Genomic DNA, 12,924 nt, shown 5'->3' with positions numbered 1-12,924 from the left:
GTTCATAAATAATTTGTCATCTACCTGACATCAGTTCGCCACTGCGCCGTCATAAACGATCGCGATACTGACGCCTGTTTTTAGCGCGCCTGGTTCTACCCCGGCAGTTATTTTTCCGTCCGTCATCGGTCGGTTGTGTCCTGGATGGTTTGCCATCCCTCCTCACTTTCGGAGATTGATATGCGTCTTGCTTCCACTAAAACTGCGGCGGCCCTTTGTGGCGGCTTGCTGCTGGCCCTGAGCGTTCCGGCCAGCGCTGCAGTCGACGCTAAATTGCTCGACATGCTCAAGGCCAACGGTCAAATCTCGGCTTCGCAGTACACTGAACTGCAAGCTGAGCTGGCCAAGGATCAGAAAGAAAAGCAGATCGCACAGCAAGCTCAACAAGAGACCAACGAACAGATCGCGGCCACCGCGAAAAAAGCCAACGACCTGAGCGTGTTCGACCAGAAACTTGCCTGGGCCGCCAAGACCCAGTTCAAGGGTGACGTGCGCTTCCGTCAGGAAACCGTGAAGATCCAGGGCGAATCCAACAACGGTGGCCGTGACAAGGACCGTCAGCGTATCCGTGCCCGTCTCGGCGCCTACACCGAGATCAACGACCAGGTCGACACCGGCATTCGTATCGCCACCGGCAGCAGCGACGATGCGCGCTCCACCAACCAGGACCAGGACAACTACTTCGACAAGAAGTCGATCTGGCTGGACCTCGGCTACATCGACTACCACCCGAAGCAGATCAAGAACCTGCACGTCATCGGCGGCAAGATGCTCCAGCCATGGGTGAACATGGGCGACGTGATCTGGGATAGCGATATCAACCCGGAAGGTCTGGCCCTGACCTACAAATACCCGCTGGGTAGCAGCGCCGAGCTGTTCGGCAGCCTCGGTAACTACAACCTCAAGGACAACGTCGACGGCGACGGCGTGCAATTCCGCCACGACCTGCGCCTGACTTCCGGCCAGTTGGGCACGCGTTTCTCGGTGACCGACAACCTGAAAATGACCCTGGGCGGCAGTATCTACGCCTACCAGAACGACGAAAACAGCACCTGTACGAGCAGCACCACGCCTTGCGCACTGGCGGTCAACGGCAACTCGGCGAACGAACAATTCCGTCTGTACGAAGGTTTTGCCCAAGCCGACATCGGTGGCCTGGCCGTGCCGCTGGCGTTCTACGGTCAGTACGTGAAGAACAACGATGCTTCCACCGATCAGGACACCGCCTGGTTGCTGGGTGCCAAGTCCAAGGTGTTCGGTTTCAACCTGGACTACAACTACCGCGATACACAACGTAACGCCGTGGTAGGCGCCTTCACCGATTCGGACTTCGCCAACGGCACCACCGGTTCGCGCGGTCATAAGATGAAGGTCAGCTACGACATCGACAAGAACTTCGCCGTCGGCGCCACGTACTTCCTGACCAAGGCTGACTACGCCAGCCGCACGCAGCGTGATGCCAACACCAACACCCTGCAGTTGGATGCTGAAGCCAAGTTCTAACTGTAAGTGCGACACGCCTTGGGCCAGGATGGCCCGGGGTGGCTGTAACAGCCTGGCGTGGGTGAATCGGTCCCCATCATCCGTCCGATTCTCCCACGCGAGTCTGCCTTCCCCCCGCCGTTACTGATCCTTGCGCCGCTCGGCGGCCAGCCGTTCAGCCAAGGCATCCACATCCTGTACCGGCGCCTGCGGCATGATCCGCAATGTCGCCTGCAGCAAGCGCATCTGACGGATAAAACGCCGGCAATTAGGGCAGAACATCAAGTGATGACGCACCAGCAGCCGCTCGCGAAAGGTCAACTGACCATCGAGAAAGTCACTGGAACGCGCCACTTGCTCTTTACACGTCAACATTCGCCGGTTTCCTCAAAATGCTCCACCGTGGCGAAGACTTTAAGCCGTGCGCGATGCAACAGCACCCGCACATTGGAGAGCGAAAGCGTCAGAAGATTACAAATCTCCTCCAACTCCAGGCCCTGGCGTTCACGCAGCACCAGTACGCTGCTTTGCAATTCCGACAAGCTCAGCAACGTATGTTCCAGGCATTTGCGCAGTTCGTCCTCCGTGAGCAGGGCTTCCGGGGTGTCCTGGTGCCAGGCAAAAGGGGCGACCGCCCAGTGACCGTCATCCGCGCTGAAACGCTCATCGCCGATCGTGCCGTGGGGCGAGGGCAAATCATCGAGCAACACTTCGCGACGATTCTGTTTGTAGCGGCTCTTGGCGGCATTGGCGGTGATGGTCAGCAGCCAGGTCTTGAGGCTGGAGCGCCCTTCGAACTTTGGCAGGTTGCGTACCGCCGACAGCCAGGCGTCCTGTACCACTTCGTCGGCATGACGCTGACCGGCAATCGCGTAGGCCACCGCGCGCATGGCGCTTTGGTATTGGCTGACCAATTCCTTGTAGGCCCGCTGCTCGCCCTTGAGCAAGCGTTCAAGCAGGTGCGCGTCGTCCGCTACTGCCATTCGAGACCTCGGTTTCCAAGTGAGAACGCGATCGGTGTGGGGGCTGGTTTGCCAGCGCCCACATTTGACCGCGGCGAGCCGCAGGATCAGCGTTTGCGCAGGATCACGCTGCCGATCGAATAGCCAGCGCCAAACGAGCTGAGTACCGCCACGGCGCCTTTGGGCAGGTCGTCCTGGTAAGTGTGGAACGCGATCACCGAACCCGCCGAACTGGTGTTGGCGTAGGTGTCGAGAATCACCGGTGCTTCTTCCACCGTGGCTTCACGCCCCAGCAGCTTCTTCACGATCAGGTGGTTCATGCTCAGGTTGGCCTGGTGCAGCCAGAAGCGCTTCACGTCGTTCACGTTCAACTGGTTTTCCGCCAGGTGCGTGCCGATCAACTCAGCGACCATCGGGCAGACATCCCGGAAGACTTTACGGCCTTCCTGCACGAACAGCTTGTCGGGCGCGCCGATGCCCTCTTCCGCCGCGCGGTTGAGGAAGCCGAAGTTGTTGCGGATGGTATTCGAGAACTTGGTCAGCAGCTTGGTGCTGACCACGTCGAACTGGTGCTCGGAGGTCGCCAGGTCAGCGCGTTCGAGGATCACCGCAGTGGCCGCGTCACCGAAAATGAAGTGGCTGTCGCGGTCGCGGAAGTTCAAGTGGCCGGTACAGACTTCCGGGTTGACCATCAGGATCGCCCGGGCCTGGCCCAGCTTGATGCTGTTGGCGGCGTTCTGGATGCCGAAGGTCGCCGAGGAACACGCCACGTTCATGTCGAAGCCGAAACCGGCGATGCCCAGGGCTTCCTGGACTTCGATGGCGATGGCCGGGTAGGCGCGTTGCAGGTTGGAGCAGGCGACGATCACCCCGTCGATGTCGGCGGCGGTCTTGCCGGCGCGCTGCAGGGCCTGTTCGGCGGCGCCGATGGCCATCTGGCAGAGTACCGACCATTCGTCGTTGCTGCGCTCGGGCAGGCGCGGGGTCATGCGCTGCGGGTCCAGGATGCCGTCCTTGTCCATCACAAAACGGCTCTTGATGCCCGACGCCTTCTCGATGAAGGCTGCGCTGGACTCCGTCAGCGCCTGCACGTCACCGCGCTCGATGGCGGCGGCGTTCTCCGTGTTGAACTGCTGCACGTAGGTATTGAAAGACTGCACCAGCTCTTCGTTGGAGATGCTGTTGGCCGGGGTGTACAGGCCAGTGCCGCTGATGACGACGTTATGCACGGTCGTTCCTCTAAATCTGTCAGGCAGAAGATATTGGTACCGTCGTACCAAACTGTAAGTCGTTTGATTCCGTCCAGCGGGCATCAAACTGGCAACGCTTTATTCCATCGCGCCGCGGCTGCACACCAGCCCATCACGACGCTCCCGGCATTTATAACCGCGAAGTTTGCCACAACCCTGGGGATTTGGCGCCATATCCCGGATAAGCGCCATTGCCCATTGGTGTGATTACGCTTCGACCAGGCTCCATTGCTTGCTCAGGCGCTTGTCGGAAATCGGCACCCGGGTGCCCAACTGCTGGGCAAACAACGACACCCGATATTCCTCCAACCACCAGCGATAGAGCGCTAGCTGGGGGTCGTGCTTGCCTTCCTGGGCATGCTTGTTCAAACGGTTCTGGTACTGCGCCCACAGGCCCGCCAGCTCGCCGCTCCACACCCGATCTTTTTGCACCTGGCTGGGCAGTTTTTCCAGACGCAGCTCGATCGCCTTGAGGAAACGCGGCAACTCCTTGAACCACTGCGCCGGAGTTTCGCGCACAAAGCCGGGATAAACCAGATTGCTCAGTTGCAGCTTGATATCGTTCAAGGCCACCGCCTGGGCCAGGTCGATCTTGCCTTTGAAGCGCTTTTGCAGGCCGTGCCAGAGTTTCAACACGTCCAGGGTCAAGCGCGCCAGGCGCTCGGCGTGTTCGGTCCAACCGCCACGCTTGCGCTCGGCCAGCGCCGCCAGCCCGGCGCCGTCACGCGGCAGGCTGGCTTCGCCTTCCAGCACGCAGCTGTCGAGGCTGGCCAGCAAAATATCTTCCACCAGCGCCTCGATGCGCCCCAGTTCGCGGTACATCAGGCCCAGCTCGGTCAGGCCGGGCAATTTGCCGCGCAGGAATTTTGCCGGTTCGGCCAATTGCTGCATCAGCAGGCGCTGCAAGGCGCGACGGTGCTGGAACTCGGCCTCGGCGGCGGTGGAGAAACGTCCTTCCTTGACCGTACCGTTTTCTTCCACCAGCGCCGGGTACACCGTCATCGACAGCCCGGCGATCTTTTGCTGGGTCTTCTCGGCCACCGCCGCGAACACCTTGGCTTCCACCGGCTGTTGGCTTTTTGCCGTCTGCGGCACGGCCAACGCGGCCTGGCTGGCCTCGGCAAAGCGCGCGGTCAGTTCGGCCAGGTCGCGGCCTTCGCCGAGAAACTTGCCCTGGCCGTCGACCACTTCCAGGTTCATCTTCAGGTGGCTTTCCACCTGCCGCGCGGCCTCGGCCCAGGCTTCATCGCTGACGCGCGCGCCGGTCATGCGCAGCAGTTCGCGCCCCAGCGCCTGGGGCAGCGAGCCCTGGGCGAATTCGATACGTTGCAGGGCGGCCCTGACGAAGTCCGGCACCGGCACGAAATTCTTGCGCAGGGCCTTGGGCAGGTTGCGCACCAGGGCGATGCACTTGGCTTCGATCACCCCCGGCACCAGCCATTCCAGGCGTTCGGCGGGCAAGGCCGGCAACAGCGGCGCCGGCACGCGCAAGGTCACGCCGTCACGCGGGTGGTTGGGTTCGAAGTGGTAACTCAAGGCCAGCGCCAGGTCGCCCAGGTGCAGGGTGTCCGGGTAATGCGCGGCGGTGACTTCGCTGGCGTCGCGGGCCAGCACGTCTTCCTCGCGCATGATCAACAATTGCGGGTCTTTCTGGCTGTTGACCTTGTACCAGCTGTCGAACGTCGCGGTCTGGTGGATCTCCGCCGGCAAGCGCGCATCGTAGAACGCGTACAGCGTCTCTTCGTCGGCCAGGATATCGCGCCGACGCGCCTTGGCTTCCAGCTCGTCGAGCTGCTCCAGCAACTGCTGATTGGCGGTCAGGCACTTGGCCCGGGACTGGATTTCGCCGCGCACCAGGCCTTCGCGGATAAACAGCTCGCGCGACACCACCGGGTCGACCGGCCCGTAATGCACCGGCCGGCGCCCGACCACGATCAGCCCGAACAGGGTGATCTGCTCGAACGCCACCACTTGGCCGCGCTTCTTCTCCCAATGCGGTTCGAAGTGGTTTTTCTTGATCAGGTGCCCGGCCAGCGGTTCGATCCAGTCGGCATCGATCTTCGCCACCATGCGTGCGTACAGCTTGGTGGTTTCTACCAGCTCGGCGGTCATCAGCCACTGCGGACGTTTCTTGCCGATGCCCGACGACGGGTGAATCCAGAAGCGCCGCTGACGCGCACCGAGGTAATCGCCGTCTTCGGTTTTCTGCCCGATCTGACTGAGCAGGCCCGACAGTACGGCTTTGTGCAGTTTCGCGAAGTCGGCCGGGTCCTTGTTGACGGTCAGCTGCATGTCGCGGCAGATCAGGCTCAACTGGCGATGGGAATCGCGCCACTCGCGCAGGCGCAGGTAGTTGAGGAAGTTCTTGCGACACCAGTTGCGCAGCGGGCTGGCGGTCAGTTCCTGGCGCTGCTCTTCAAAGCCACGCCACAGATTGACCAGCCCGGCGAAGTCCGAATCGGCGTCCTTCCATTGTGCGTGGGCCTGGTCGGCGGCCTGTTGGCGTTCCGGCGGGCGCTCGCGCGGGTCCTGGATCGACATGGCGCTGGCCACGATCAGCACTTCCTGCAGGCTGCCCAGCTTGGCGGCTTCGAGCAGCATGCGGCCCATGCGCGGGTCCACCGGCAGGCGCGCCAACTGGCGGCCCAGCGGGGTCAGTTGGCTGTTGCGGTCGACCGCCGACAGTTCTTGCAGCAGGTTGAAACCATCGCTGATGGCCTTGCCGTCCGGCGGTTCGATAAACGGGAAGTCGCTGATTTCGCCCAGGCGCAGGTGCAGCATCTGCAGGATCACAGCCGCCAGGTTGGTGCGCAGGATCTCCGGGTCGGTAAATTCCGGACGGCCGATAAAGTCTTCTTCGCTGTACAGCCGGATGCAAATCCCCGGCTCGACCCGGCCGCAGCGGCCTTTACGCTGGTTGGCGCTGGCCTGGGAGATCGCCTCGATGGGCAGACGCTGCACCTTGGCGCGGTAGCTGTAGCGGCTGATGCGCGCGGTGCCGCTGTCGATCACATAACGAATGCCCGGCACGGTCAGCGAGGTTTCGGCGACGTTGGTCGCCAGCACCACGCGCCGGCCAGGGTGGGACTGGAAAATGCGCTGCTGTTCGGCCGGTGACAGGCGCGCATACAGCGGCAAAATCTCGGTGTGCTTGAGCTGGGCCTTGCGCAGCATGTCGGCGGCATCGCGAATCTCGCGCTCGCCCGGCAGGAACACCAGCACGTCGCCAGGGCTGCGCCGCTCGCTGCGCTCGTAGGCGGCGATTTCATCGAGGGTGGCGAGGATCGCCTGGTCGACGGTCAAGTCGTCCTCGACGCGGTTGCCCTCCTCGTCCTGTTCCAGGGTCAGCGGGCGATACCAAGTGTCCACCGGGAAGGTGCGGCCCGACACTTCGACAATCGGCGCATCGTCGAAATGCTTGGAGAAGCGCTCCAGGTCGATGGTGGCCGAGGTGATGATGACTTTCAGGTCCGGGCGACGCGGCAACAGGGTTTTCAGGTAGCCGAGCAGGAAGTCGATGTTCAGGCTGCGTTCGTGGGCTTCGTCGACGATGATCGTGTCGTAGCGTTCGAGGTAGCGGTCGTTCTGGGTTTCCGCCAGCAGGATGCCGTCGGTCATCAGCTTGATCAGGGTGTTGGAATCACTCTGGTCTTCGAAGCGCACCTGATAACCGACCAGTGCGCCGAGCGGCGTGGCCAACTCTTCGGCAACCCGGCTGGCGACGCTGCGCGCTGCGATCCGACGTGGCTGGGTGTGGCCGATCAGGCCGTATTGGCCACGACCGATCTCCAGGCAGATTTTCGGCAACTGGGTGGTCTTACCCGAACCGGTCTCGCCGGCGATGATCAGCACCTGATGCTTGAGCAACGCCGCCTTGATTTCGTCGCGCTTGGCGGCGATCGGCAGGCTGTCGTCGTAGCGGATCAGCGGCAGGCTGGCGCGCCGCGCCGTGACCTGGGCGCAGGACGCCTGCATGCGCGTCACCCACTGCGCCAGCTTCTCCTCATCGGGCTTCTTGCGCAGCTCGAGCAACTGCCGCCGCAAACGGTGGCGGTCGGCGAGCATGGCGTGATCGAGGTTTTTCAGCAGTTGGTCGATAGCGGGCGCTTGGTCAGTCATCAGGTGCGTTTTGGTCGTCTATTTATGCAGGGGGCGGATTGTCGCAGAAAACCGCCGGCATGCGCGCCCCTCATTCGTTCTCGCGTTCCTTGCGCCGGTATGGAAACACATCGATGACCTTTCCGGCGCGAATCGCGTCCTGCAGGCCCTTCCAGTAGTCAGCATCGTACAACTCGCCGTGCAGTTGATCGAACAGCTTGCGCTGGCCGGCGTCGGCGAACAGGAACGGCGGGAACTCTTCGGGGAACACATCCAGCGGGCCGATGGAGTACCAGGGCTCCGAGGCCATTTCATCCTCCGGCGTGCGGGGCGCGGGGATGTGGCGGAAGTTGGCTTCGGTGAGGTAGCAGATCTCGTCGTAGTCGTAGAACACCACACGGCCGTGGCGGGTGACGCCGAAGTTCTTCAGCAGCATGTCGCCGGGGAAAATGTTCGCCGCCGCCAGTTGCTTGATCGCCAGGCCATAGTCTTCCAGGGCTTCGCGTTCCTGGGCGGGGTTGGCGTTGTCGAGGTAGAGGTTGAGCGGGGTCATGCGCCGTTCGGTCCAGCAGTGGCGGATCAGCACGGTGTCGCCTTCGACGGCAACGGTGCTGGCGGCCACGTCGAGCAATTCGGCCAGGCACTCGGGCTCGAACTTGCTCAACGGAAAGCGAAAATCAGCGAACTCCTGGGTATCGGCCATGCGCCCGACGCGGTCGACGCTTTTGACCAGGCGGTACTTCTCGATCACGGTGGCGCGGCTGACGTTTTTCGACGGCGAGAAGCGGTCCTTGATGATCTTGAACACCGTGTTGAAGCCCGGCAACGTAAACACGCTCATGACCATGCCGCGGATACCGGGAGCCATGATGAACTGATCGTCGGTGGTGGCCAGGTGGTTGATCAGGGCGCGATAGAATTCCGACTTGCCGTGCTTGTAGAAGCCGATCGAGGTGTACAGCTCGGCAATGTGCTTGCCCGGCAGGATGCGCTTGAGGAAGCCGATGAACTCCGCCGGCACCGGCACGTCGACCATGAAGTAGGAGCGGGTGAAGGAGAAAATGATCGACACATCGGCTTCGTCGGTGATCAGCGCGTCGATCTGGATGCCCTGCCCTTCGCGGTGCAGCAGCGGAATCACGAGGGGCCACTGCTCGTCACGGGTGTAGATGCGTCCGACAAGGTAGGCACCCTTGTTGCGGTAGAGCACCGAGGAAAACAGCTCGACCTTCAGCTCAGGGTCCTTGCACACCCAGTCTGGCAGGTTCTCGCGCAGTTGCACTTCGAGGCGGCGCAGGTCGGCCGGCAGGTCCGCGTAAGGCTCGCTGAAGCTGTAATCAGCGAAAATCTGCGCCAGCATGTCGGAAATTTTGCCGACTGGGGTGTAGACCCGGGTTTGCGCCGCCCTCGCCCGGCGCAGGCTCGGCCGCGTGGTGTGGACGAACATGCAGCCGTCACTGATCAGGTCATGGCTGAACAGGCCACAGAAGATCGAGTTGTACCAGGTCTCGGACAGCTCATCGTCAAAGCGCAGGTCGATCAGGCCGATGTAGGCGCTTTTCACCAACGGCCAGGCCTCGATGTCCATCAGGGTGGCGTCATCGAAGCTCGCCCGCAGGCGGCTCGTCACTTCGCTGACTTTCTCCTCATACAGGTTGATACGCGCCGCCGAAGCCGCCTGGCCCTGCTGCCACTGGGCCTTTTCGAAACGTTCACGGGCACCATCGGTGATCTGGCGGAAGTGCTCGCGGTAATCGTCGAAGCCATCGAGGATCATCTGGGCGATAGCGAGGGCGGGTGTGCGCTGCGACATGCGGGAAACCTCGGACGGGTATCTGGAAGCCCAGAGCTTAGCCAGTGAATGCAGGCAGGAGAAGCAGTCATTTAGCATGTTGGTTTGTGGACTTTCGTTCATTTCGCCGATTGATGGGCGTTGCTGGAAACACTCAGCGCTGCTCCGGCGCAAATTGGCCAGCAGAGGCCGGTGACGCGGTTTTTCCGGTAATCAGCGATTGTGTCGAGCCGGAGGCTGGGCAACACTCGCCGTCCGATTGATGTAGGAGTTTTCCGTGAGACCTGTCGACACCCTATACCTGCTGGGGCTGGCCGCGATCTGGGGCGCGAGTTTCCTGTTCATGCGTATTATCGCCCCGGAAATCGGCACGCTGCCGACCGCGTTCTTCCGCGTGTCGATTGCCGCCGCCGGGTTGCTGGTGATGCTCGCGGTGATGCGCGTGAACTGGGACTTCCAAGGCAAGTTCAAGACCATCCTGCTGCTGGGCGTGATCAACTCCGGCATACCCGCGACCCTGTACTCCGTGGCGGCCCAGGTGTTGCCGGCGGGTTACTCGGCGATCTTCAATGCCACCACGCCGTTAATGGGCGTGCTGATTGGCGGATTGTTTTTCAGCGAACGCCTGACGCCATCGAAAGTCGCCGGGGTGTGCCTGGGCCTGTTTGGCGTGGGCGTGCTGACCCGCGCCGGGCCGGTGGCGTTTGACCTGGAATTGTTGATGGGCGCGTTGGCCTGCTTGTTGGCCACCACTTGCTACGGCTTTGCCGGGTTTCTCGCGCGCCGCTGGCTGGATCAGCGCGGCGGGCTCGACAGTCGGCTCGCGGCCCTGGGCAGCATGCTCGGCGCGACCTTGTTCCTGCTGCCGCTGTTTGCCTACAGCGCCATCGTTCATCCGCCGGCAAGCTGGGGCGGCTGGCACGTGTGGTTGTCGTTGCTCGGGTTGGGGCTGATGTGTACGGCGTTTGCCTACGTCCTGTACTTTCGCCTGCTGACAGCCATTGGCCCGGTGCGATCGATGACCACCACCTTCCTGATCCCGCCGTTCGGGGTGCTGTGGGGTGCGTTGCTGCTGGATGAGCCGCTGTCGATGGCGCATCTGTATGGCGGGATATTGATCGCGGGGGCATTGTGGTTGGTGTTGCGGCCAGGGAAATTGGCCAAAGCGCTGTAGGAGCATGCCTGCCCCTACAGCGTGTCCGCTGGTTAGCGTTTACGGAACACAAAAACCAGACCAATGATGATCAACCCCATCCCCAGTAAGCTCAACCACGCGAGCCGATTGCCGAAGATCAGGTAATCCATCACCGCCGTCACCGCCGGCACCAGGTAGAACAGGCTGGTGACATTGACCAGGTTGCCGCGGGCGATCAGGCGGTACAGCAGCAGCGTCGCCAGCAGCGACACCACCAGGCCCATCCACAGCACCGGCAGGTAAAAACTGGCGGTGTGTTCGAAGTGGAACGGCTGGAACGGCACGAACACCGAGCACAACACCAACCCAGCCAGGTATTGCACGGGCAGCGTGCCCAACGGGTTATCGGTGATGCGCTTCTGCATGATCGAGCCGAAGGTCATGCTTGCCAGGGCCAGCAAACCGAACAGCATCCCGGCCAGGGACATCCGCGACAACCCGATGCCCTGGTACACCACCATGATCAAGCCGGCCAACCCCAGGCCCAGGCCGAACATCCGGCGCCAGGAACGCTGGCGCTCCATCAGCACCACGGTCAGGATCGGTTGCACGCCCATGATGGTCGCCATCATCCCCGGCGTGACGTTGAGGTCCAGGGCCAGCAGATAGAAAATCTGGTACGCCCCCAACAACACCAGCCCCGTCGCCGCCGCATACCACAGCGGCTTGCCGGGTTGTGGCAGCCTCAGCTTGAGGATCGGTACCAGCATCACCAACCCCGCCAGGGCGATGGCAAAACGGATCAGCAAAAAGGCAAAGGGCGACGCATGGGCCAGGCCCAACTTGGAGAAAATCGCCCCGCTGCTCCACAGCAATACGAACAGGCTCGTCGAGGCCGCCGCGGCCACGGATTGTTTCGACATAACAGACATGGTTACCACCTGTAATCAGGCAAAAAAAGCCGATTCAGCCAAGCAAGGCTGAAACTCAGTAGGTTTTTTTCAGGCGGGCATAGGGCAACAGCAATCAGCTGATCAGCCCGAAATGCCAACACCCGGCGGTGATACGACTGCGTACACCGGCGTGCTACTGACAGGTGGGGGGTAGTGGCTGATCTGCGCAGGCTGCAGGTTCCCGCACGGCACGACCACAGCGCTGGACGCTGAATCGACTACCGCTATGCACAGGAATGCAGGCATGGGCTGATCTTTTGAGGAGGTGAAGACGCGGCGACTATAACCAACCGCCGACATATTTTGCAATCGCTCCGGCAGCGCCCTTTTCGCGTGACGGCATTTTCATTTTGGCGCCGGAACCCACTCGCTATACTACCGAGCAGTTTTTTCCAAGGATGTCACATGAGCGCATTGCCCTGGGTGTATCTCGTCCTCCTGTCCATCGGCTATGCACTGGCGTTGCTCTACGGCCAACTGGGTGTGCTCGCGGCCATCTCCGTGGCGCTGTTGTTGATCGCCGGGTATGCGGTACGCCAACAACGTACCCCGTGGGCGCGCTACGTCGGCCACGGGTTGTTCATCGTCTTGGCCTTGGGCCTGGCGATGCACTGGCTGCCGGGGTTCTACAACGGGCGCGGCATCGCCCCCCAGCGTTTCAGCGCCGATGCCGTGCCCTTCTCGATGTACCTCAACCAGGACAAACCACTGATCGGTTTCTGGCTGCTGCTGGCCTGCCCGTGGATTGTGGCGCGGCGTTCATTGCGCCTGTCGATCTGCGTCACCGCCCTGGCGCTGGCGCTGACGGCCATCGCAGCCCTGGGCGGCGCGGCGTTGCTGGGGATCATCAGTTGGGCGCCGAAGTGGCCGGAGCAGGCGTGGCTGTGGGTGCTGAATAACCTGTTGCTGGTGACGCTGGTGGAAGAAGCGCTGTTTCGCGGCTACATTCAGGGCGGCCTGAGCCAGCGCCTCAAACACTTGCCCTACGGCGAAAACCTCGCATTGCTGCTGGCCTCGCTGCTGTTCGGCCTGGCGCACCTGAGCGCGGGCTGGCAGTGGGTGCTGCTGGCCAGCATCGCCGGGGCCGGTTATGGCCTTGCTTATCGTTTTGGCGGCCTGGGTGCGGCGATTGCCACGCATTTCGGCCTGAATTTGCTGCATTTCGGACTGTTTTCCTACCCAATGCTCGCCGGCTGATTATTACGAAAATAAGTTAAATAAATGATCGCCACCGCCGATACCCCTTGAAAGC

General features: G+C 61.9%; 9 protein-coding genes. 3 read left to right on the top strand and 6 right to left on the bottom strand.

Features of this window, described 5'->3' with window-relative positions; all coding sequences use genetic code 11:
• The first annotated feature begins 180 nt into the window (after nt 1–180).
• Entirely contained in the window at nt 181–1,503 is a 1,323-nt protein-coding gene (locus ACVWZP_RS28830; RefSeq protein WP_017845274.1) for a putative porin, read from the top strand.
• A gap of 120 nt (nt 1,504–1,623) precedes the next feature.
• Here the strand turns inward: ACVWZP_RS28830 and ACVWZP_RS28825 are convergent, their stop codons facing one another.
• The 5 genes from ACVWZP_RS28825 to aceK form a co-directional block, all read right to left on the bottom strand.
• Nucleotides 1,624–1,857 (bottom strand): anti-sigma factor family protein, encoded by a 234-nt coding sequence (locus ACVWZP_RS28825; protein ID WP_017845273.1) that lies wholly within the window; start codon nt 1,855–1,857, stop codon nt 1,624–1,626.
• On the bottom strand, nt 1,851–2,465 hold the full coding sequence (locus ACVWZP_RS28820) for an RNA polymerase sigma factor (RefSeq protein ID WP_457370336.1): 615 nt from the start codon (nt 2,463–2,465) through the stop codon (nt 1,851–1,853). The genes ACVWZP_RS28825 and ACVWZP_RS28820 overlap by 7 nt, the downstream gene beginning before the upstream one ends.
• A gap of 86 nt (nt 2,466–2,551) precedes the next feature.
• Entirely contained in the window at nt 2,552–3,673 is a 1,122-nt protein-coding gene (locus tag ACVWZP_RS28815) for a beta-ketoacyl-ACP synthase III (RefSeq protein ID WP_017845271.1), read from the bottom strand.
• A 228-nt stretch (nt 3,674–3,901) separates the two neighbouring features.
• Nucleotides 3,902–7,813, bottom strand: a complete 3,912-nt coding sequence (gene hrpA, locus ACVWZP_RS28810) for an ATP-dependent RNA helicase HrpA (protein WP_457370335.1) — start codon at nt 7,811–7,813, stop codon at nt 3,902–3,904.
• 70 nt (nt 7,814–7,883) lie between these two features.
• Nucleotides 7,884–9,605, bottom strand: coding sequence for a bifunctional isocitrate dehydrogenase kinase/phosphatase (gene aceK, locus ACVWZP_RS28805; protein ID WP_057003832.1), 1,722 nt, complete (start codon nt 9,603–9,605; stop codon nt 7,884–7,886).
• A 256-nt stretch (nt 9,606–9,861) separates the two neighbouring features.
• Between aceK and ACVWZP_RS28800 the strand changes: the two genes are divergently transcribed.
• Nucleotides 9,862–10,758 (top strand): DMT family transporter, encoded by an 897-nt coding sequence (locus ACVWZP_RS28800; RefSeq protein ID WP_017845268.1) that lies wholly within the window; start codon nt 9,862–9,864, stop codon nt 10,756–10,758.
• 32 nt (nt 10,759–10,790) lie between these two features.
• Here the strand turns inward: ACVWZP_RS28800 and ACVWZP_RS28795 are convergent, their stop codons facing one another.
• Nucleotides 10,791–11,651, bottom strand: a complete 861-nt coding sequence (locus tag ACVWZP_RS28795; protein ID WP_128192301.1) for a DMT family transporter — start codon at nt 11,649–11,651, stop codon at nt 10,791–10,793.
• Nucleotides 11,652–12,077: 426 nt separating this feature from the next.
• Here ACVWZP_RS28795 and ACVWZP_RS28790 point away from each other — a divergent pair, with 426 nt between their 5' ends.
• Entirely contained in the window at nt 12,078–12,869 is a 792-nt protein-coding gene (locus tag ACVWZP_RS28790) for a CPBP family intramembrane glutamic endopeptidase (protein WP_046382459.1), read from the top strand.
• Nucleotides 12,870–12,924: the final 55 nt, after the last annotated feature.

The sequence above is a fragment of the Pseudomonas sp. TE36184 genome, assembly GCF_054060055.1.
Note: the sequence above shows the minus strand (reverse complement) of the source record. Positions and strands in the feature narration are given on the sequence as shown.